The organism is Mariniflexile sp. HMF6888, from assembly GCF_044335535.1.
In the GTDB taxonomy this organism is placed as follows: Bacteria; Bacteroidota; Bacteroidia; order Flavobacteriales; family Flavobacteriaceae; genus Mariniflexile.
The window spans coordinates 103,242-125,762 of record NZ_JBIQVZ010000007.1; the positions used below are offsets into that span (position 1 = coordinate 103,242).

20 protein-coding genes and 1 tRNA gene are annotated in these 22,521 nt (G+C 34.4%); 12 read left to right on the forward strand and 9 right to left on the reverse strand.

Annotated features, from left to right (window positions below; translation table 11 throughout):
• Nucleotides 1-105: 105 nt before the first annotated feature.
• Complete coding sequence (locus ACGLWY_RS14810) at nt 106-1,194, reverse strand: M42 family metallopeptidase (protein ID WP_396620502.1); 1,089 nt, start codon at nt 1,192-1,194, stop codon at nt 106-108.
• Nucleotides 1,195-1,292: 98 nt separating this feature from the next.
• Between ACGLWY_RS14810 and ACGLWY_RS14815 the strand changes: the two genes are divergently transcribed.
• The 3 genes from ACGLWY_RS14815 to ACGLWY_RS14825 all read left to right on the forward strand — a co-directional run bounded on the left by ACGLWY_RS14815 (nt 1,293) and on the right by ACGLWY_RS14825 (nt 3,245).
• Nucleotides 1,293-1,973 (forward strand): DUF4294 domain-containing protein, encoded by a 681-nt coding sequence (locus ACGLWY_RS14815; RefSeq protein ID WP_396620449.1) that lies wholly within the window; start codon nt 1,293-1,295, stop codon nt 1,971-1,973.
• A 1-nt stretch (nt 1,974) separates the two neighbouring features.
• Nucleotides 1,975-2,607: a hemolysin III family protein gene (locus tag ACGLWY_RS14820; RefSeq protein ID WP_396620450.1), complete on the forward strand. Its 633-nt coding sequence runs from the start codon at nt 1,975-1,977 to the stop codon at nt 2,605-2,607.
• Between the two features lie 128 nt (nt 2,608-2,735).
• Nucleotides 2,736-3,245 (forward strand): GNAT family N-acetyltransferase, encoded by a 510-nt coding sequence (locus ACGLWY_RS14825; RefSeq protein WP_396620451.1) that lies wholly within the window; start codon nt 2,736-2,738, stop codon nt 3,243-3,245.
• 62 nt (nt 3,246-3,307) lie between these two features.
• Here the strand turns inward: ACGLWY_RS14825 and ACGLWY_RS14830 are convergent, their stop codons facing one another.
• From ACGLWY_RS14830 to ACGLWY_RS14840, 3 genes are all read right to left on the reverse strand, one after another.
• Entirely contained in the window at nt 3,308-3,736 is a 429-nt protein-coding gene (locus ACGLWY_RS14830) for a DUF4268 domain-containing protein (RefSeq protein WP_396620452.1), read from the reverse strand.
• Nucleotides 3,737-3,866: 130 nt separating this feature from the next.
• The gene (locus ACGLWY_RS14835) at nt 3,867-4,541 is read right to left on the reverse strand and encodes a ZIP family metal transporter (RefSeq protein ID WP_396620453.1); all 675 of its coding nucleotides are present in this window, start codon (nt 4,539-4,541) and stop codon (nt 3,867-3,869) included.
• A 197-nt stretch (nt 4,542-4,738) separates the two neighbouring features.
• Nucleotides 4,739-5,470: a class I SAM-dependent methyltransferase gene (locus ACGLWY_RS14840; RefSeq protein WP_396620454.1), complete on the reverse strand. Its 732-nt coding sequence runs from the start codon at nt 5,468-5,470 to the stop codon at nt 4,739-4,741.
• A gap of 263 nt (nt 5,471-5,733) precedes the next feature.
• On the opposite strand from ACGLWY_RS14840, the gene ACGLWY_RS14845 reads away from it, so the two are divergent.
• Entirely contained in the window at nt 5,734-6,891 is a 1,158-nt protein-coding gene (locus tag ACGLWY_RS14845) for a class I SAM-dependent RNA methyltransferase (RefSeq protein ID WP_396620455.1), read from the forward strand.
• A 321-nt stretch (nt 6,892-7,212) separates the two neighbouring features.
• Here ACGLWY_RS14845 and ACGLWY_RS14850 read toward each other — a convergent pair whose 3' ends face one another.
• Nucleotides 7,213-7,761, reverse strand: coding sequence for a hypothetical protein (locus ACGLWY_RS14850; protein WP_396620456.1), 549 nt, complete (start codon nt 7,759-7,761; stop codon nt 7,213-7,215).
• Between the two features lie 614 nt (nt 7,762-8,375).
• Nucleotides 8,376-8,996 carry a hypothetical protein gene (locus ACGLWY_RS14855; RefSeq protein ID WP_396620457.1) on the reverse strand — a complete coding sequence of 207 codons (621 nt, stop codon included), beginning with the start codon at nt 8,994-8,996 and terminating at the stop codon, nt 8,376-8,378.
• A gap of 491 nt (nt 8,997-9,487) precedes the next feature.
• Between ACGLWY_RS14855 and ACGLWY_RS14860 the strand changes: the two genes are divergently transcribed.
• The 6 genes from ACGLWY_RS14860 to ACGLWY_RS14885 all read left to right on the forward strand — a co-directional run bounded on the left by ACGLWY_RS14860 (nt 9,488) and on the right by ACGLWY_RS14885 (nt 19,860).
• The gene (locus ACGLWY_RS14860) at nt 9,488-10,756 is read left to right on the forward strand and encodes a BNR repeat-containing protein (protein ID WP_396620458.1); all 1,269 of its coding nucleotides are present in this window, start codon (nt 9,488-9,490) and stop codon (nt 10,754-10,756) included.
• A gap of 123 nt (nt 10,757-10,879) precedes the next feature.
• Nucleotides 10,880-12,028: a glycoside hydrolase family 88 protein gene (locus tag ACGLWY_RS14865; RefSeq protein WP_396620459.1), complete on the forward strand. Its 1,149-nt coding sequence runs from the start codon at nt 10,880-10,882 to the stop codon at nt 12,026-12,028.
• Nucleotides 12,029-12,270: 242 nt separating this feature from the next.
• Complete coding sequence (locus ACGLWY_RS14870; RefSeq protein WP_396620460.1) at nt 12,271-15,378, forward strand: glycoside hydrolase family 2 TIM barrel-domain containing protein; 3,108 nt, start codon at nt 12,271-12,273, stop codon at nt 15,376-15,378.
• 6 nt (nt 15,379-15,384) lie between these two features.
• Entirely contained in the window at nt 15,385-17,421 is a 2,037-nt protein-coding gene (locus ACGLWY_RS14875; RefSeq protein ID WP_396620461.1) for a DUF2264 domain-containing protein, read from the forward strand.
• 100 nt (nt 17,422-17,521) lie between these two features.
• The gene (locus ACGLWY_RS14880; protein ID WP_396620462.1) at nt 17,522-18,526 is read left to right on the forward strand and encodes a family 43 glycosylhydrolase; all 1,005 of its coding nucleotides are present in this window, start codon (nt 17,522-17,524) and stop codon (nt 18,524-18,526) included.
• Nucleotides 18,527-18,750: 224 nt separating this feature from the next.
• Nucleotides 18,751-19,860, forward strand: coding sequence for a Fic family protein (locus ACGLWY_RS14885; protein ID WP_396620463.1), 1,110 nt, complete (start codon nt 18,751-18,753; stop codon nt 19,858-19,860).
• A gap of 124 nt (nt 19,861-19,984) precedes the next feature.
• Here the strand turns inward: ACGLWY_RS14885 and ACGLWY_RS14890 are convergent.
• Nucleotides 19,985-20,058, reverse strand: a tRNA-Met gene (locus tag ACGLWY_RS14890).
• Nucleotides 20,059-20,189: 131 nt separating this feature from the next.
• On the opposite strand from ACGLWY_RS14890, the gene ACGLWY_RS14895 reads away from it, so the two are divergent.
• Both ACGLWY_RS14895 and ACGLWY_RS14900 read left to right on the forward strand, forming a co-directional pair.
• Nucleotides 20,190-20,579: an START-like domain-containing protein gene (locus ACGLWY_RS14895; RefSeq protein ID WP_117178375.1), complete on the forward strand. Its 390-nt coding sequence runs from the start codon at nt 20,190-20,192 to the stop codon at nt 20,577-20,579.
• Nucleotides 20,580-20,636: 57 nt separating this feature from the next.
• The gene (locus ACGLWY_RS14900; RefSeq protein WP_396620464.1) at nt 20,637-21,479 is read left to right on the forward strand and encodes an aminotransferase class IV; all 843 of its coding nucleotides are present in this window, start codon (nt 20,637-20,639) and stop codon (nt 21,477-21,479) included.
• Here the strand turns inward: ACGLWY_RS14900 and ACGLWY_RS14905 are convergent.
• Nucleotides 21,476-22,036 (reverse strand): YqgE/AlgH family protein, encoded by a 561-nt coding sequence (locus ACGLWY_RS14905; protein WP_396620465.1) that lies wholly within the window; start codon nt 22,034-22,036, stop codon nt 21,476-21,478. The genes ACGLWY_RS14900 and ACGLWY_RS14905 overlap by 4 nt on opposite strands.
• A 121-nt stretch (nt 22,037-22,157) precedes the next feature.
• Nucleotides 22,158-22,430: an HU family DNA-binding protein gene (locus ACGLWY_RS14910; protein ID WP_117178369.1), complete on the reverse strand. Its 273-nt coding sequence runs from the start codon at nt 22,428-22,430 to the stop codon at nt 22,158-22,160.
• Nucleotides 22,431-22,521: the final 91 nt, after the last annotated feature.

Genomic DNA, 22,521 nt, shown 5'->3' on the forward strand with positions numbered 1-22,521 from the left:
TTGAGCTTGTTGAAACCGATATTGATTACCCGTAAGTTAAAATATTTCGACAAGCTCAATAGGATGACATAGAACTAGACTTTTTTGACAGCTTCACAAATAATATTATTTGAAATAACTAAAAGTCTCCCCTTCTTTAATATTAAGCAAGCTTTCGTATATAAGTTTTATAACGTTTTCGACATCTTCTCTGTGTACCATTTCAACCGTGGTGTGCATGTAGCGTAATGGCAATGAAATGAGGGCAGAAGCAACACCTCCATTACTGTATGCAAAAGCATCGGTGTCGGTACCTGTGGCACGCGATAAAGCGTTACGCTGAAATGGTATTTTTTTAGCATCGGCAGTATCTGTAATTAAGTCGCGAAGCTTTTGTTGTACCGCAGGGGCATAGGCTATTACCGGGCCTTTACCCATTTCTAAATCACCCTGTGTTTTCTTTTCAATCATAGGCGTGGTGGTATCGTGCGTTACGTCCGTAACAATCGCCACATTTGGTTTGATGGTTTGTGTAATCATTTCGGCACCACGTAAACCAATTTCTTCTTGTACGGCATTTACAATGTACAATCCGAACGGTAAGGTTTTTTTGTTTTCTTTTAATAAACGTGCTACTTCGGCAATCATAAAACCACCCATGCGGTTATCTAGTGCACGACACACAAATTTATCACCGTTTAAAATATGGAACTCGTCTGGATAAGTGATAACGCAACCCACATGAACCCCCAATTTTTCTACATCTTCTTTGGTTTTGCAACCACAATCAATAAAAATGTTATCTGGCTTTGGGGCTTCTTCTTTAGATTTATCACGGGTATGGATTGCTGGCCATCCAAAAACACCTTTTACAATACCATTTTTCGTATGAATATTTACAACCTTACTAGGCGCTATTTGGTGGTCGCTTCCACCATTTCTAATCACATATATCAATCCATTATCTGAAATGTAATTTACGTACCAAGAAATTTCATCGGCATGCCCCTCAATAACTACTTTGTATTTAGCTTTTGGGTTTATTACGCCCACAGCGGTTCCGTAGGTATCGGTAATAAACTCATCTACATAAGGTTTTAAATAATCCATCCACAGTTTTTGCCCTGTCCATTCGTAACCTGTAGGCGCTGCATTGTTCAAATATGATTCTAAAAAGTCCATAGACTTTTTGTTTAAAATGCTTTTCATCGTAATGTGTTAAAATTTTGCACTAAATTAATAATATAAATACAAAAAAATGTTTTAAACATTGTAATTTGTTAATTTTGGAAGATTATAGCTCCAAAAGTTTTATGAAGAATTTTATAATATTTATATTTTTACTATACCCTGTTTTTTTCTTTGCTCAAATTAAGGATGAGGAAGAGGATACGTTGGAATATGAATATATGTTTATTGAAGGCGATTCTGTACCACAAACCGTCATAAATCTAAATCCTATTTACATACTTGGCGATTTAAAATTCCCTAGTAGGGAAGATCGCATCAAGTATTTAATTTTACGTAGAAAAACGCTTAAAGTATATCCTTATGCCAAATTAGCTTCCGAAAGGTTAGATTCTTTAAATTCACGATTGGAATCGATGAAAAAAGCGAGTGATAAGCGCCGTTATACTAAAATGATTCAAAAATATATTGAAGGTGAGTTTTCAGATGAATTAAAAAAGCTAACACGTACCGAAGGGCAAATATTGGTAAAATTAATACACAGACAAACAGGAAAAACGACCTTTGGGTTGGTCAAGGAACTCCGTAGTGGATGGCGTGCCTTTTGGTACAATACTACCGCAAGTATGTTTGATATTTCACTAAAAAAACCTTTCGATCCCAAAAATGTTTATGAAGATTACCTTATTGAAGATATTCTCCAACGAAGTTTTAAAAGCGGGTTGCTGGTTCGACAAAAAGCAGCAGAAGAGTATAACTTTTATGATTTAACAGATATCTGGCTGGATAAGCAGAAAAAAAAGTAAGTTGTCAGTTTATAAACAAACACCACTACAGGAACGATTAAATGCCATTTCACATGCCATTGGTGCTGTTTTTGGTATTTTAGGATTGGTTATACTCATTATCTTTAACAGCAATAAAACAGGTTGGAGCCTTTTTAGTGTTATTGTTTACGGGATTTCTATTATTACTTTGTTTACGGCGTCAACATTATACCATTCGGTAAAAGATGAGGTTAAAAAACATTATTTCCGAATTATAGACCATATTAGTATTTACTTTCTTATTGCTGGCACTTACACGCCTGTATTACTCATCACATTGCACCAAAGTTTAGGATGGATCTTATTTTATACCGTTTGGGGAATCGCTGCTTTTGGAATTGTTTTAAAACTATTTTTTACGGGTAGGTTTGAAATATTCTCTACCTTGTTGTATTTGGTAATGGGTTGGCTTATTGTGTTCGATTTTACTAATCTTTCAAAGTTAATGGATAGCAATGGTGTGCTGCTTTTATTTTTTGGCGGGTTGGCATATACCGTTGGTATCATTTTTTATGCCATTAAACAGATACCCTATAACCATGTTATATGGCATTTGTTTGTGCTAGCAGGCGCGGTGTTTCACTTTTTTATGATATTCTTTTATGTCATTTAATCTAAAGAATTCCTTGGGCTTCCGTTTCTACCTCGCCTTGAAGCGAGGGCAAAACTGTCAGGCACTTTTTTGCAAGACATCCATCATTAATTATTCATTATTCATTATTAATTATTCATCACTAATGTATGATAAAAATTATTCCAGCAACCAAGAGCATTGATTTTGATTGTATTTCAAAGTTAGCCCATATTATTTGGTATGAGCATTACATATCTATAATTAGTTTGAAACAGATTGAATATATGCTCAATAAATATAATTCTGTTCAGGCTTTGGAAGATCAAGTTAATCAAGGTTTTTTGTTTTTTTATATCACTTATAATGAGAGTCCAGTTGGTTATATTGGTGTTAAAAAAGAACGCGATTATTTATTCCTGAGCAAACTTTATGTTTTAAGTAATTATCGCGGAAAAAAAATAGGAAAAGCGGCGATGCAACATGTTATTGAATTAGCACATTCTTTTAAATTAAAAAAAGTAAAACTAAATGTAAATAAGTATAATACGAATTCGATTCTTGCTTATGAAAAAATGGGTTTTATCAAAACCAAAGAAATGGTTACGGATATTGGTAATGGCTTTATAATGGACGATTATGAAATGGAGATGACAATTGAATTAAGAATTATGAATTAAGGATTATGAATTATGAATTAAGAATTAACGATTCATCCGACTCAAGACCTAAGACCCAAGACCTAACCCTCAATCACCTCTCTATATTCCTCAAAAAAGGCTTCAAATAAGTGCATTTTTTCATTGAAAAACACCATCACATCACGCCAGGTATTTTTATTGTGAATGGATACTTTTTGTTCTAAAGGCACATAAATTCTAGAAATTTCTTTTTCGTTGTCAAGTATATATACCTCTTCAAAAATAGCTTCAGGTAAAAAATCATCTAAAAGAATCGATTTTAAAGCCTCCAGTTTCTCCCAGTATTTAATGCGAAATTCCAAATCATCTTCCAAATCAAGAGCTACTAACGCTATTTTCGTATCAAAATGAAACTTAAAACTAAACCCTTTTAATTTTGTATCATACAAAATCCATTTCCGTGGGAACGATTTCCCGAAGCTCGTCCAAAATTCCTGCCGTAATAATCTAGATTCTTCTTTACTAAACACTGTTTTTGAAGTTAAAAAGTTATAAGGTTAAAAAGTTATAAGTTTAGAGTTCAGAGTTATGAGTTCAAAGTTCAGAGTTATGTGTTAAAATGTGAATTTTGCCTACAGCCTACAGCCTACAGCCTACAGCCTAAACCAAAAAAGCCACCCCAACACCTACAACAATAGATATAAACTTCGATAAATTAAATTTATGTCCGTCACCACTTTCAAATAAAATGGTGGTAGAAATATGAAAAAATATACCAATAACAAAGGCATTAATTATCTGTGAATAAACGGCAAGAGCTTCCCACGTATTGCCTATAAAAGTGCCTAAAGGGGTCATAAAAGCAAAAACCAGTAAAAACCCAGCAATTTGTGTTTTGCTATAATGCGATTGTATTAAAAACATTGAAATCAGTGCAGCAATGGGGATTTTATGTACCAAAACACCATAAACCATATCGTTGTGGTCGTGTATAGAAAAACCTTCTAAAAAGCTATGTATGCACAAGCTAATGAACAACGACCACGGAAATGCGGTGTCGTGTTTGTGAATGTGTACATGCCCATGTTCGGCACCTTTAGAGAACAACTCCAATATAATTTGAAGCATGATACCGCACATGATAAACAACCCAGAACGTTTGGCGTCTAAGTGTTCATATACTTCAGGGAGCAGTTCAAAAAGTGTTAATGCTAATAAAAACGAACCACTAAAAGAAAGTAGTAGCTTGGTATTCCACGATTTTTGATTTTTGGTAATGGCAGCTAAAATAAAGCCTAAAATTACAGCCAGTATAGGAAAAAGAAATTTATTCATTTAAAAACAACCTACTTAAAATTTAATTAATTCGATGAAGTGGTTTAAACTTTTTTCAATTGGCTAAAAAAATGCCCTTTTTGTCCCATTCTTTGTCTTTTTTTTTACTTCGTAGCACTGCTATGCATTTCAAAAAAGCCTTCATATGGAACAAAAATCATCATTTTTCGCTTCAATCAAAAAAGTTTAAATCACTTCTATTTAAAAATCATCACCAAACGTTCCGATGTTTTCGCGTTAAACTTACGCAATTTATGGTCACCAAAAACATCTAATAAATAAACACCGGCCTGTTCAAAAAGAGCTTCAAAATCGGCTAAAGTAAATGCTCTAACACGTTCCTGAAAATTATAATCCTCGCCATTGGTAGTAAAACTAATATCTTTTACAATATGACCGTCTTCCATATAGCGTTTTAGGTTAAAATCAATCCCATCAACCGTTTTTACTTCTTCGGGCACTAAATTATCAATAACAAATTCACTATTCATAAAATCAATCACCCCAAAACCAACAGCGTTTAAATCGGCTTTAATCGCTTTTATGGTGTTTAAATTGTCTTCATCTTTATCAAAATACCCAAAACTGGTAAACAGATTAAAAATAGCATCAAAAGGTTTATTGAAAGGTTTGCACATATCGTGAACCTCAAAATGCAAGGTGTCGTTTTCAAACTGTTTGGCGTAATTAATGCTGTTTTCGCTCAAATCGGCGCCCGTAACATCAAACCCCAAAGAGTTTAAGTACACCGCATGTCGCCCGCGGCCACAAGCCAAATCCAGTATTTTTCCACCCTCCGGAATATTCAAATATCCCGTAAGCGTATCCATAAAATGTTGCGCCTCGGTATCGTCTCTATCTTTATATAAAATATGATAAAATGGTGTATCAAACCAAGAGGTAAACCATGTGCTTGTGTCTTTATTCATAGGTACTTCCTGCGAAGGCAGGAATCTTTTAGTCTTTTTTGGAGGTTACCCCAAAAAGGGGGTCAGGCTTTTCGCTGTATCTTTCTGCGAAGCAGTCCCTAACTTGTTTCGGGATCTTACTATCCATATACGTTCGGTTCAATAAAAGTGTATTGTTCCTACGTTTCGCAAAAGGATGCCGCTACAATCCTTAACCTAAATTTCAATAAACATCGTGTTTGCCACAAAATTACATTATTTTTGCAATCTATTCGAGATAAAAAATGGAAGAAAATTTTAATATGTTGGCCAAAACGTTATTTGGTTTTGAAGATTTATTGGCAAACGAACTGACGCAACTAGGTGCGCAAGATGTTAAAACAGGGGTACGGAGTGTGTCTTTTTCAGGCGATAAAGGGTTTATGTACAAAGCCAATTTAGGGTTGCGTACCGCTATAAAAATATTAAAACCCATTCATACATTTACCGTAAATAACGAACAGGACTTATATAACAAACTCTACCAAATGCCTTGGGAACAGTATGTAAAACCCACAGGGACTATTGCTGTAGATGCGACTATTCACTCCGAATTATTTACAAACTCATTATACATTGCACAAAAAACCAAAGACGCCATAGTAGATAAGTTTCGCGATACTACAGGCGAACGCCCTAATGTCGATTTAAAATTTCCCGACCTAAAAGTCAATGTACACGTAGACAGACACCAATGTACCATTTCGTTAGATTCATCGGGCGATTCCCTACATAAACGTGGTTATAAATTAGCGACCAATATAGCTCCCATAAACGAAGTATTGGCAGCAGGATTGATTATGTTATCGGGTTGGGACGGTCAAACCGATTTTATGGATCCCATGTGTGGATCGGGTACCATGCTTATTGAAGCAGCCATGATAGCTTGTAACATCCCCCCAAACCTGATGCGTAAAGAATTTGCTTTTGAACGCTGGAACGATTGGGATGTCGATTTATTTGAAAAAATTGAAGCATCGTTACTTGGTAAAACCCGCGATTTTCATCATAAAATAGTAGGTTATGATAAAGCACCAAGTGCGGTAGCCAAAGCCATTGAAAACGTAAAAAATGCCCAATTGGATGATTTTATAGAAGTAAAGCATGAAGACTTCTTTAAAACCCAAAAAGGAGGCGATGCCAAATTACACATGGTATTTAACCCACCGTATGGCGAGCGTTTAAATATAGATATGCAGGAGTTTTACAAAAGTATAGGCGATACCCTAAAGCAGAATTACCCGAATACCGATGCTTGGTTTATAACCAGCAACCTCGATGCATTAAAACATGTGGGGTTAAGGCCTTCACGTAAAATACATTTGTTTAATGCCAAACTGGAAGCACGTTTGGTTAAATACGAAATGTATGCGGGTAGTAAAAAGGGGAAGTATATGAAGTAGGTTTTATTTCAGTCGGTTTTTAATATCCATCCTTTGATGGAGAATTCTAACGATTTCAACAATTTCATTTTCGATTTTTCTGTAAAAAAATAAGGTGCATTTTTTCGAGTTTGTTCTACAGATTTTCTTAGTCCATTGCTTATGCGAAGTTTAAAACTTTGCATGATATCATAACACAAAATAAAAAGCTGTAATTAGCTTTGTTTAATACAGCTTGTATTTATCTTATTGAAATTGTTAAGTAAAGGAAGGTTGGTTATTGGCTCGAAGTCACAGACTTCGAAAAGCTGGTGGAGCCGTCTACTCGACTAGGCATTGGCTTTATTCGATTTCAAATTTCAAATTTATAATATTTACTAATTCCATTCCATCAGTTGTGCTTATCTCAAATTTAAATTCATAAACCTCATTTATGAATTCCATTCTATTTACAAACTCTTCATTAAATCTTACCGAAATACCACCAAATCCAAAGTCATAATCAAGGCCTTCTATATCAGTCAAATTTGAACCTTGCTCAATTAGAATACCATCATAAATAAAATCTTTATTTGTACTGATTTTTAAAGTACTACCATCTAAATCATTTTCATAATTTTCTCCACAGCTAGTTGCATATGCGGATTGTATAAAACTCAAATTAAAGTCAGTTCCAGTTGCTATCGATATCTCATGATTTACATCTATTCTAAAACCTCCAATTATAGTGCCTATTATATCTTCTGTAAAAGTTTCGCCTGATTCAGAATCATATGCCGTAATGCTTCCATTTCCTATTATCTGATAATTTGTTTTACAGCAAGCACTAGTGATTACAGATAGAAAAAGAAATATTAAATAAATGTATAAAGCTCTTTTTATTTTTTTCATTTTATGCCTAACAACCATATAACCACAATAAAAAACAATTCAATTGCAATTACATCATTTATATCTTTACGAATATAATAAAAATCCACCTACAAAAAACAAAAGGCATTTTAAAATGTAGGTATTAAAGCAGTCTTATTTCAGGTTTGTTCGCCCTTTGTTCGGACAAACGTTGCTATGTTAAACTTCGCATTATATCATAACACAAAATAAAAGGCTGTGATTAGCTTTATTTAATACAGCTTGTGTTTATTTTATTAAAATTGCTTTTAGTATTTACTATGCTTCGAAGTCACAGACTTCGAAGAGCTGGTTTTTAAATTTTGAATAGTTTTTAAGTTTAATTTTTTTGGTTTTAGAGAACTATTAAAAATCTTGTAGGATAATAAGTTAACAAAAAACAAATGCTAAAGATACATACATTAATCAGTTCTCGACTAATCCATGTTTTCTTTGAAAAATTATGTTTATAAAATTTGGTTATCAAAACGGCTAATCCCACCATTGCTTTTTATCATATAATCTTTAGTTTTATATCCTTCAATGTTTGTACATTTTTTGCAAAACTTTAAATGTTCTTCCCTCGTCATAATTATATAATTAGCTTTAAAAAGTTATTCTACTTTCACTTTAATGGAATTAAAAGACTCAGATTTAACACCAATTAATCCATAAACAGTTTCACCTTTAGATATAGACTTACCATTAATATTATATTCCAGCATTTCATTATTGAATTTTTTATTGGCAGAACCAGCAGCTATCATGTTTCCAGCAGCTAAACCAGGTCCTAATATTAAACCAATAGGCGTAGAGCTTGTTTGTTCTTGCATGCCGTATCCATTTGTTTTAGTGGTATATAAATTCACGGGCGTTAAAAGTAAATAGAACAAATGCGTTGCTGGACTTTGTTTAAGCATTTTAAATGTGGATTGATTATCCATGATATAAATTTCACTTCCATTTTCGTAAGTTAGTTTGATGTCTTTTCCAAAAATTAAATCTCTATCAGTATTATTGGTGACTTTTATTGCAACTAACTTGACATCTTTTTTATCTTCTTTTTTTGCATATTTTTTGTCTAATAAATCATATTTATATTCCAGTAAAACATCATCAGATTTATTGCTTGAAAGATAATTTAAGCTTTTAGGGTTGATCATTTTATAAGGCGATGCACAGCTATTTAATAAAACAGTTCCAATAAGTAAAAGGGTAATTTTTGATAATTTCATTCTATTTAATTATTTATTTAATTAGGTGCTAAAATTAAATTAAAAAAGTAAGAAAGGATGGGTTTTTCAGTAAGAAAAGGCAATTAAAATATAGTTTATTTTCATTCAAAATAAGTAGTGATTTCTTGTATTGCTATTATTAAAGTTGAAGTATATTTATTTTACAGTAAATTCAAATAATAACCGACTTAACAACCAACAATATCAAATTGTGTAATGTTTTAACACATAAATTATTAGTGTAGTTTTATATTTAAAAAGATGAACATTTTATACCCCCTTTTTTGCTGAATTGGTTACGCTAAAAATTAATAATATGCCGATATTTGAACAATTAATTTTAAAAATGTAATTTTAACACTTATTACGTGTAAGTATCAACAAAAGCCCACCAAGCGCTCATTAAAAATGGACTTTTATTAATAAAGAAAAATAAATTGATTTTATCTTTAAAAAATTATTTGCTATTAGCTTTGTGCAGCATGTGTTTGATGGCGTGTACCAAAAATATAGCATACACATCTGTCGGGAATGGGTGGGGTAGTAATTCCGTAAACACAGTAAAGTTTAGAAAAAATGCACTTACCACTTATAAAGACTTTCAATTTACAGCGTATTACAATCAAGAAGGCTCTTTGATTTTAGGAAAGCGGCACATTAAATCCTCCAACTGGACTACATTAAAAACCCCTTATAAAGGAAATATAAAAGACGCTCATAATAGTATAAGTATCGCTGTTGATGGTTCGGGGTATTTACATGTAAGTTGGGACCACCATAACACCAAACTTAGATACGCTATAAGTAAAGCGCCTTTGGGATTAGAACTCGGTAAAGAAGTCCTCATGACGGGCTTTCAGGAAGATAAAGTAACTTATCCTGAATTTTATAATCTGCCAAACGGAAATTTAGTTTTTTTCTATAGGTCAGGAGAATCTGGAAGAGGCAATTTGGTTATTAATTCCTATAATATTAGCACTAAAAAGTGGTCGCAATTACAAAGCAATCTTATTGACGGTGAAGATAAACGAAGCGCTTATTGGCAAGTATGTATAGATGCCTATGGCGTTATCCATATATCTTGGGTTTGGAGAGAAACGTGGGGTGTAGAAACCAATCATGATTTATGCTATGCGCGCTCTAAAGATGGCGGTAAAACTTGGGAAAAATCTACGGGGGAAGTCTATAAATTACCAATCACGCTAGCCACAGCTGAAATGGCTTGGAAAATCCCTCAAAACAGCAATCTCATCAACCAAACAGCAATGAGCACCGATAGCAATGGTAATCCATATATCGTTACCTACTTCAACGAAGCAACGATTCCGCAATACCAAATGGTTTATTTAAAAAATAATAACTGGAAGAAGGTAAGTACGGGTTTTAGAAAAATGCCCTTTTCATTAGGTGGTGGCGGTACCAAAAAGATCCCTATCGCACGTCCGGATATTTTAATTGAGGATACTAAAAAGCAAACATTGATTTCTATACTTTTTAGAGATGAAGAAAGAGGCAATAAAGTGTCTTTGGCTTATTCTTTTTTAAATGAAGAATTACCATGGAAGGTAGTTGATTTAAATGAGCAGGGCGTAGGGCAATGGGAACCAAATTACGATATCGCCCTATGGAAAGACAAAAAAGAACTCCATATTTTTTTACAAAACGTCATTCAAATAGATGGAGAAGGTGTGGCTGAAAAGAAAGCTTCAGAAATAAAGATTTTAACGGTGAAAAACCTCAAAAGATTCATTGATTATTAGCCATAATAAAATTTAATACCAATCATAAGCCAATAGAAAAACTATGAAATCGTTATAATTCAGAAACATAAATGCCAATGAAGATTAAAGCGATACCATACGACCTTTAAAAAATAATTACATATGAATTTAAAAATGCTACTTTTCTCAAACGCCATACTAGCAACACTACTTTTTACTAGCTGTGGTAGTGCTGTAAGAGAAAAAACAATGAACCAATCAAAGAAAGAAGTCATATCAATAATTCATAAAGTCAATACATATTGGCAGGAAAACCATCCAGATCTTGGCAATGCTTTTTGGCATGTTGCGGCATACCATACAGGAAATATGGAGGCTTATAAAGTAACTAAGAACATAGACTATCTTAATTATTCGTTAACTTGGGCAGCTAAAAATGAATGGATGGGTGCCAAGTCCCAAAATAAATCCGAATGGAAATATGATTATGGTGAAACAGAAAAGCATGTACTCTTTGGAGATTGGCAAATTTGTTTTCAAACGTATATTGACCTTTATAATATCACGGGAAAAAATGATCCTTCTAAAATTGCTCGTGCACGGGAGGTTATGGCATATGAAATGAGTACCCCACAAACCGATTATTGGTGGTGGGCAGATGGTTTGTATATGGTGATGCCCGTTATGACCAAGATGTATAACGTTACAGGTAATGAACTTTACTTGGAAAAATTAAATGAGTATTTATCTTATGCCGATAGTATTATGTATGATGAAGACGCAAAACTCTATTATCGTGATGCTAAATATGTATATCCAAAACATAAAAGCGCCCATGGTAAAAAAGATTTTTGGGCACGTGGCGATGGTTGGGTTTTTGCAGGATATGCTAAAATAATTCAAGACATGCCAAATACTGCTAAATATAAACAAGACTATATCAACCGATTTAAGGATATGGCAAAAGCCTTAGCTAAAGCACAACAACAGGAAGGTTACTGGACACGTAGTATTTTAGACACAGAACACGCGCCTGGACCAGAAACTAGCGGTACAGCCTTTTTTACGTATGGGTTTTTATGGGGCATAAATCAGGGCATTTTAGATAAAGAAACTTATTTGCCAGTGGTCAAAAAAGCATGGGATTATTTAAAAAATACAGCTTTACAGGAAAATGGCGCCGTAGGTTATGTACAACCCATTGGTGAAAAAGCGATACCCGGTCAGGTAGTGGATATTAATTCCACAGCCGATTTTGGTGTGGGAGCTTTTTTATTGGCAGCCTCAGAAATGTATCGGTTTTTAGATTGAGGGCATGTTATAGCCAAGTAGTCAGTAGCTAGTAGTCAGTAGTCAATAGTTAGTTGTTAATAACCGAATTAAACAATAATCAATAATAATAGTCAATAGTCAATAATTTACGTGTAACAAACCAAATCAACGAATCAACGAATAAACAATATATCCAATAAGAACTCCCAATGTCAGACTAAGCTTGTCGAAGTCCCAATTTTAAAAAAATAGTTCATTAATTAAATTCAACTAAATTATAAATGAGAAAATTAATTTTAACACCGCTGTTTTTAATACTTGTATCTTTAAGTTTTGCACAAAGCAAAGCCAACGAATGGGAAAACCCAACGGTTGTAGATCGCAATAAAGAAACCGGAAGAGCGTCTTTTGTTTTATATGAAGAAGAAACATCGGCGCTTACAGACCTCCCAGAAAACTCTAAATTCTATCAAAGTTTAAATGGAGAATGGAAATTTACTTTGGTAAAGCAACCTGCAAACAGACCACTGGATTTTTATGATGTCAACCTAGATGATTCTAATTGGAGCGCTATTAACGTGCCTTCTAATTGGGAATTACAAGGTTTTGATATCCCTATTTATACCAACATTGTGTATCCGTTTCCTAGAAACCCTCCCTATATAGATGGGAGCTATAACCCTGTTGGCAGTTATAGAAAGCAGTTCACCATATCTGATGATTGGGATGACAAAGAAATTGTTTTGAATTTTGGGTCTATTTCAGGATACGCTAGAATATTTGTAAATGGAAATGAAGTTGGAATGACGAAAGCTTCAAAAACTGCTGCGGAATTTAATATTACCAAGTTCATAAAAAAAGGACAAAACCTACTTGCAGTTCAGGTATTTCGCTGGCATGATGGTAGTTATTTAGAAGACCAGGATTTTTGGCGCTTAAGTGGTATTGAACGTGATGTGTATTTACAAGCCATGCCGAAAACGACTATTTGGGATTACTCTGTTGAAGCCAATTTAGATGATGCTTATAAAGATGGCATCTTCAAAGTAGTTGTAGATTTAAGAAAGTTTGAAGCCAAACCTTCAAAAAACCAATCGATTTCCCTAAGTCTTTTAGATTCATATGGTAAAGTTGTATATTCCGAAGAAAGGAAAATAAACCCTTCAACCCATACCATTAATTTTTCAACAACACTAAAGGATGTTTTAAAATGGAGTGCAGAAACACCCAATTTATACCGATATGTATTAAAATTATCTGATAAAAAAACATCTCAGGTTATTTCGAAAAAGATAGGTTTTAGAAAGGTAGAAATTAAAGATTCCCAATTGATGGTTAATGGGCAACCTTTAATGGTAAACGGTGTAAATCTGCACGAACACCATGGTATAAAAGGGCATGCCCCAGATAGGGAAACCATGTTGGAAGATATTAAATTGATGAAGCAAAATAACATCAATGCCATAAGAATGAGCCATTACCCTCACGATCCGTATTTGTACACCTTGTGTGATGAATATGGCATGTACGTAGTCGATGAAGCCAATATTGAAACACATGGCATGGGTGTAGAAAAGCAGGAAAGTTTAGATAAAACGAAACACCCTGCCTATTTACCAGAGTGGGCACCAGCGCATTTAGATAGAATAAAAAGGATGTTGGAACAGAACAAAAACCATACGTCAATCATTCTTTGGTCTATGGGTAACGAATGTGCCAACGGACCTGTTTTTTATGATGCTTATAAATGGCTGAAAGCGCGCGATAACACACGTTTTGTAACGTTTGAACAAGCCCATGAGGACATGAATACAGACATTGTTGCACCCATGTATCCAAGCATTGATAAAATGAAAAACTATGCCAATGGTAACGACCCACGTCCGTTTATTATGTGTGAGTACTCGCATGCCATGGGAAACAGTAATGGTAATTTTCAGGAATATTTTGATATTATAAGCACCAACAAAAAAATGCAAGGCGGTTTTATTTGGGATTGGGTAGACCAAGGCTTGAAAACCGAAACTGCAGATGGTCGTATGTTTTGGGCTTATGGAGGCGATTTAGGTGGCGAAAACTTGCAACACGATCAAAATTTTTGTGCTAACGGATTGGTAACTGCAGATAGAATGCCGCATCCGGGACTTTTTGAAGTAAAAAAAGTATATCAAGACATTCAATTTGAGCTGAAAGAAAATAATAGGCTCGTAGTTTCAAACCGTTTTAATTTCAGCAATTTAAATCAGTGTAATTTCAAATGGATTTTAAAGGCCAATGGTAAAGTTGTTGAAGAAAAAACATTTCAAGTTTCAGCAAAACCAAATGAAAGTAAAGAAATTGCTTTAGAACTTCCTGTTTTGGAAAGTAATAAAGAATATTATATGGAAGTCTATGCATTCACAAAAAATGCAACAAAAAGCATTCCTGAAAATCATGAAGTAGCTCGCGAGCAATTTTCATTAGGAACTACAACTTATTTTGATTCAGAACAAGCAAATGAGGGTGATATCGTATTCAAAATTGAAGACAAGGTACTTTCATTTTCTAACAACCTTGTTAATGGAGAATTTGATTTAGCTACAGGCAAATTAAAAAAGTATGCATCCGTTAAAAAGGGTTCTAAAACGATCTTAAACTTTCCAGAGCCTTATTTTTGGCGAGCGCCAACCGATAACGATTATGGTAATAAAATGCCGGAACGTTTAGGCACGTGGAAGAATGCCCATAAAAATATAAAGCTTGAAAATGTAACCGTTGGCAAGAAAACAAAGGAAGGCGTTCCAATTAAGGCAGAGTTTCGTATTTCAGAATTACAGGTTCCTTATACCGTAGATTATGTAATTAAAAACAATGGCGCTATACAGGTGACTGCCCATATCGATATGGGTGCTAAGGAATTGCCCGAATTACCACGCTTTGGTATGCGAATGGTTGTGGATGGCCGTTTTGATAATTTAACCTACTACGGTCGTGGTCCATGGGAAAATTATTCCGATAGAAATACAGCCGCTTTTTTAGGAATATATAACGATGAGGTCGCTAATCAATTTACTTGGACATACATTAGGCCACAAGAAGCTGGTTATAAAACCGATGTACGGTGGCTGACCTTAACAGATAAAAATAGCGATGGTTTGGAAATTAATGGGGAGCAGCCATTAGGTTTTAGTGCCTTAAATATGGCTACTGAAACCTTAGATGGGGGAGACACTAAATCGCAAACACATCCCACGGATATCATTGTGGAAAAGGATAAAATATACCTACACATAGATTTAAAACAAAGAGGCGTAGGTGGCGATAACAGCTGGGGTGCTTATCCACATAAACAGTATCGTTTGCATGACAAAACGTATACCTATTCATACCAGATTAAATTTGTAGAATAAATTAAAATGATAAGAAAACTTAATTTAATTTCAGTGACATTTTTAATGTGCCTATGGTCATTTGCACAAAGTGAAGATGTTTCTATTGAAACAAATAATACAAGTAATAAGACTTTTGAAATAGTAAATCCAGATTATCGGTTGAGCCCTTATACAGGCATGACAAAACAACACTGGAAAGATGCGGCACTTTATCTTCTTGAGGGTGCTTTTGGGTATGTAAATAGTTTGGACGACCCTATGAAATTCCCTAAACAATCCGGAAAAAGTTATCCGCATGATGAAAGGCGTGTTCCTACCGAAAAACTGGAAGGTTTATGTAGAACGCTGTTTGTGGCAGCACCGCTTTTAAAGGAAAACCCTAATTTAACAATAAACAAAATAAAAGTTGCCGATTATTACAGATATCAAATAGGAAAACTAATCGACCCAAAAAGCGAGTCCTATATTGTTCCTAGGTCTAAAAATGGCGGACCAAGTCAGAATTTGGTAGAGTTTGGGGCATTGGCGGTGTCACTGCTAATTAATCCAGAAGTCTTATGGGAACCGTTGCCACAGCATCAAAAAGATGAATTAGCCAAAGCCATGTTGAGCTATGGCGATGGCCCTACGGTAGATTCAAACTGGAAGTTCTTCAATATTTTTGTATTAAGTTTTTTTAAGGATCAAGGGTATGCTGTCAATGAAAAGTTGCTGGTAGAATATTTAGAAAAATCCTTAACCCATTATCGCGGTCAAGGCTGGTATAACGATAGTCCAGCTTATGATTATTATAGCATGTGGGCATTTCAAATGTATGGTGCGATATGGTCTGAGTATATTGGGAATAAATACTATCCTGAGATCGCTTCCAAATTCAAGGAAAATTTCAACGATTTAAAAGATAATTATCCCTATATGTTTAGCGAAAATGGGGAAATGATCATGTATGGACGAAGCATTAGTTATAGAATAGGAGCCATTATACCATTTCCATTAATGGGATTGGAAAACGATTCAAATATAAATTATGGGTGGATGCGCAGAATTTCATCAGGTGTGATAAAACAATTTTTCACACATCCCGATTTTATGAAAGATAATGTGCCCACACTTGGTTTTTATGGTGCTTTTGAGCCAGCTGTTCAAAATTATAGTTGCAGGGGAAGCGTATATTGGATGGGTAAAGCTTTTTTAGGATTGCTTATTCCAGATGATAACCCTTTCTGGACAGCCACAGAAAACAATGGTGCTTGGAAAACCGAGTTTCAAAAGGTTAAAGTTTATAGTAAATACCAAGGAGCTTCCGAAATATTAATTACCGATTACCCAAATATTGGTGCTTCTGAAATACGTGCTTGGTGTCATGAAAAAGTAAAAGACGATTGGCAAGGGTTCAGAGCTACAGAAAATTATAATAGACTCTCATATAACAGTGCGTTTCCTTGGCAAGCCGATGGCGAAAACGGTGAAGTGGCCATGAATTATGTGGTTAAAAACAAAGAAAATAAATGGGAGGCCTTTAGATTGTTCACTTTTAAAAAGTTTGAAAACGGTATCTATTACAGAGATGTCGTTTTGGAAACCGATGAAAGTATCAAATTTAGTTTGGCAGATATTCCTTTAGCGAATGGCATTTTAAGAGTTGATAAAAACAATAGCAATCATCCTATAGAGATGCGATTAGGACATTATGCGTTGCCTAAATTGAATAAGGAAATTGTTGTCACCAAAAGAAATGTAAAAGGATACGAGGTTACAATTATTGATAATGGTGCATACCAATTAGCCTTGGTACCCTTATTAGGATGGGATAAAACAGACGTTGTAAAAACAAAAGGATTGCATCCAGAAAGCGAGGAAAGCGCAGTGATTAATATCACTAGCAATGAAATTCTAAACGGGAAAAATTCACCTGTTTATGTAAGTTTAATGCTTTGGAAAAGGTCAGGAGAAACATGGACTAAAAATGAATTGTTACCAGTCAAAAAAATGACAAGCGCAAATGATGGCACTATTACTATAAAGATAAAAGGGGAGTTAGAAAAAAAGATCCAACTTTAAATTGATGAATTGTGAAAAGGTCAAGGTGTCGTCATTAAAAAAACATTTTTCTAACAATCTAACCAAGAACCAACACCCAAAACCTAATATCAAAAAAAACATGAAATTACTAAGAATCTTTACTGTACTTATAATGGTTATTGTACATCCATTCCAAAGCCATTCGCAAACATTCGAATTTGACAACCCCATTGCAGAACAGCGTGCAGATCCTTGGGTACATAAAACGGACGATGGTATATATTATTTAATAGCCACAGTTCCAGAATATGACCGCATCGTTATACGAAAAGCCAGTAGTATAAACGGTTTGAAAGAAGCTAAAGAAAAAGAAGTTTGGCATAAACACGAAACAGGTATTATGGGGCATCACATTTGGGCACCAGAACTACACAAAATAGATGGGGTTTGGTATATTTATTTTGCTGCAGGAGAAGCTGAAAACATATGGAACATAAGAATGTGGGTACTATCCAATCCATCTGAAGACCCCATGCAGGGTGAATGGACAGAAGAAGGACAAATAAAAACCCAAAGAGAGTCTTTTTCATTAGATGCGACAACATTTGTGCATAAAGAAAAGAGATACCTTATATGGGCACAAAATGTAAAGGGAGGAAGTCATGGTACAGCCTTAGTACTATCTGAAATGAAGAACCCAACGACTCTAACGGGGCCAGAAGTGATTTTGACAGAACCAGAATTTAGCTGGGAGAAAATGAAATATAATGTCAATGAAGGACCTGCAGTGATTAAAAAAAACGAGAAAATATTTGTAACCTATTCAGCCAGTGCTACCAATCATAATTACTGTATGGGGTTGTTATGGATTGATGCAGATGCGGATTTGTTGGATGCTTCCAATTGGCATAAATCTCCAGGACCTGTTTTTTATACAAATGAAGACTTAAAAAGATATGGCCCTGGCCATAATTCCTTCACCACATCTGAAGATGGAAAAACTACCGTAATGATTTACCATGCACGCGACTATAAGGAAATACAAGGACATGAGTTATCCGATAAAAATCGTGCGACCCGAGCCCGTATTGTAGAGTGGACAGAAAATGGGTATCCAGATTTTATGCAAAATACAACTGATTAATGTTGTTTTGTCTATTACTTTGAATTTAGATAATATTGATTGCTATGTATTAATTTAAACAGTCTAGATAAGAGCAAAGACAAGGATGTCGCTAGGGATTTGTAGCGTGTTTGAGTCACGAATAAATCTGTTTTCCAATTAAATTTTGAAATGAGCCGATTAATTTTGCTAATCGGCTCATTATTTTATGTATTTTTGAGCCAATTATAGAATATAATCGGCTCATGAGATATAATTGGCAACAAAAAGATTGGACAAAATTCAGCTATGACATAAGTCAGTTTGAAGAAAAACTCTATGCTTTTGCTGTAAAGTCAGGTCATATCAGTGGCATTTTAAAGGCCATGTCTAAGGAAGACCGCATTCAAGCCATGATACATATTATGGTTGCCGAGGCTATTAAAACATCAGAGATTGAAGGCGAGTATTTAAGTAGAATAGATGTCCTTTCCTCTATCCGTAATAATTTGGGGCTTCATGTTAACCAGGCTTCAGTCAAAGATAAAAGTGCTGAGGGCATGGCGGCTCTTATAACCGATGTGCAAAACAGCTACGCGGAAGTTCTAACCAAGGAAAAGCTTTTTGATTGGCATAAAATGATATTTCCCGTTGATTCAAATATAAATGTAGGGACTTGGCGTACCCATAGTGAACCTATGCAGGTGGTATCCGGTAGGGTAGATAAACCAACGGTTCATTTTGAAGCCCCTCCATCCAAGCAAATACCTTTGGAAATGGACAATTTCATTCAATGGTTTAATAATACAGCTCCTAAAGGAATGCATGAGATTAAGCATGCGCCGATACGTTCGGCAATCTCGCACCTTTATTTTGAAACGATTCATCCTTTTGAAGATGGCAATGGACGCATTGGTCGTGCCATTGCAGAAAAGGTATTGTCGCAAACTGTTGGCTATCCTTTATTATTAAGTCTTTCAACAACAATAGAAGCGAACAAAAAGGCGTATTATAACGCTTTGAAAATAGGACAAAGTAGTAATGAAATCACGGATTGGCTCATTTATTTTATAGATGTCATTTTAATGGCACAGGATGAATCCGAAGCCCTGATTGATTTTACTTTGAAAAAAGCAAAATTGTTTGACCGCTACCAAGGACAGTTAAATGACCGACAAATAAAAGCTATCAAACGCATGTTAGATGAAGGACCTAAAGGATTTGAGGGGGGCATGACTGCTAAAAAGTACATGCGGATTAACCAAACCTCTAAACCGACTGCCACAAGGGATTTACAAAAGCTTGTTGAATTAAACATGTTTAAAGTTGAAGGTGATGGACGTAGCACTTCTTACCAGATTAATTTCTTAGATTAATCTAAAGAATTTCTTGGGGATTGGTTCTCCGCACGTTACGGCATGAGTAAGAAAAGGAAAAGAGCAAGCTATTTTTAGGAATAAAAAAAGAGCTTCAATCTCTTGAAGCCCTTGTTATCACTTGTAGCGAGAGGGGGGCACGATCCCCCGACCTCCGGGTTATGAATCCGACGCTCTAACCAACTGAGCTACCTCGCCTAATTTGAGGCTGCAAATATAAAAACAATATTGTTGTCTGCAAACATTACTTGAGTAAATTATTATTAAAAATTATTACGGTACTTATTAATTAATGTATATATTGGGAACTTAAAATTTTTACAGTACTTATGGACGAAAAAATTAAATTTGAAATTGAATTTACGATACAGGCTTCACCTCAATTAATTTATCAATATATATCGACACCCTCTGGTTTATCGGAGTGGTTTTCAGATAATGTGAATTCTAGAGGCGAGTTGTTTACTTTTATTTGGGATGATAGCGAAGAAAAAGCAAAATTGATAAGTAAAAAAACAGGCGAACGCATTAAATTTAAGTGGTTGAATGATGAAGACGATCAAATCTCTTATTTTGAGATTAAAATTCAGGTAGATGAGATTACGAAAGATGTCTCGCTAATAGTTACGGATTTTGCAGAAGAAGACGAAGTTGAAGAATCTAAAATGCTTTGGGAAAATCAAATTTCCAGTTTAAAGCAAGTATTAGGGTCAGCTTAATTCCAAAACAATATATTTAAATTATATTTGTCCCGAATTTATTTCGGGACTTTTTTTATGACGAATTTTAACGGAACTTTTTTAGAACAAGAGCAATTATTATCAATCAATAATAGGGGGTATGCCTACGGCGATGTGCTTTTTGAAACCATAAAAGCGTCACATGGAAAATTATTTTTTTGGGAAGATCACTATTTTAGGCTCATGGCGTCTATGCGAATTATGCGTATGGAGATTCCTATGAATTTCACCATGGAATTTCTTGAAGAACAAATTATAAACACACTAAAAGCAACGAATTTAGACACCGTTTCGGCAAGGGTTAAATTGTTGGTTCATAGAAATGAAGGTGGTTTGTATTTACCAAATACCAACGCTATTAGTTTTATAATCACTGTAAAGCAAATTGAGGCTGATTTTTATACATTTCAAGATGGTTTTTATGAAGTAGATTTGTTTAAAGACCACTACGTGTCACCTAGTCTATTGTCAACCTTAAAAACAAACAATAAAGCCCTTAACGTCGTTGGAAGTATTTATGCGAAAGAAAATAAACTGAATAATTGTTTTATTTTAAACACCAACAAACATGTTATTGAAGCATTAAATGGTAATGTTTTTGTTGTAAAGGGAAATACTATTAAAACGCCACCTATTAGCGATGGTTGTTTAAAAGGCGTGATGCGTAAACAGATCATTGAGGTTTTAAAAACCTTGTCAGAATATGAATTGGTTGAAGAATCGGTATCTCCTTTTGAGCTTCAAAAAGCCGATGAAATTTTTATAACGAATGTTATTGTAGGTATTCAGCCCGTAACAAAGTACCGTAAGAAGTTATTTAATGCAGAAGTATCAAAAACAATTCTACAGAAATTAAATATAAAATTACGTTTAAGTTAATTATAGTTTGGGTTGTCGGGTGCGTTACTCCATATACTGTACTCATCTCCAAACTCTAACATTTTTTCTTTCCAAAACGTTTCGTAATTTTTTTCAATGATACTGTTTTTATAAACATTCTCGGTAACTACCCACGAATTCGATTTTAATTCATTTTCCAGTTGATTGGCATCCCATCCGGAATACCCTAAAAAGAATTTAATATCGTTTTCATTTATAATTTGTTTCGCAATAAGTTCTGCCACCATATTAAAATCGCCTCCCCAATAAATATCTAAAGAAATTTCAATACTGTCAGGAATTAAGTGGGGAACTTTATGAATGAAATATAAATTATCTTGTTCTACGGGACCGCCGTTGTAAACCTTGAAAGTGGCTTCCACTTCAGGAACCAAATCGTTAATGGTATAATCTAAGGGCTTGTTTAAAATAAAACCTATAGATCCTTCAGAAGAATGGTCTGCTAATAAAATAATGGACCGGCTAAAAGAAATATCGCCAAAAATGGTAGGTTCGGCGATTAACAAATTACCTTTTTTTGGTGTTATTGTTACCATACTACATAGGAATTAGTAACTAAATCTAACATTTATTTATTAAAAAAGCAACTGTTTTAATGAAATAAATAAAAAATGCCTCCAAATTTTGGAGGCATTTTTTTATAAAAGACGTAAATAATTAGTTTACAGCGTTTGATAAATCTGCTCCAGCTTTAAACTTTACAACTTTTTTAGCTTTAATTTTGATAGTAGCTCCAGTTTGTGGGTTTCTACCTTCTCTTGCAGCTCTTTTAGAAACTGACCAAGATCCAAATCCTACTAAAGAAACACGGTTGCCTTTTTGTAAAGCACCTTCAATTTCAATAAGTGCGCATTCTAATGCTTTTTTTGCAGCAGCTTTAGTAATTCCGGCATGTTCTGCCATTGCATCGATTAAATCTGTTTTGTTCATAATGTAATATTTAATTATTAATAAATTGGTTAAACATTTTGTTAAATACTATTACAAATTTATACGGATTATGCAACCACGCAAGTAATAG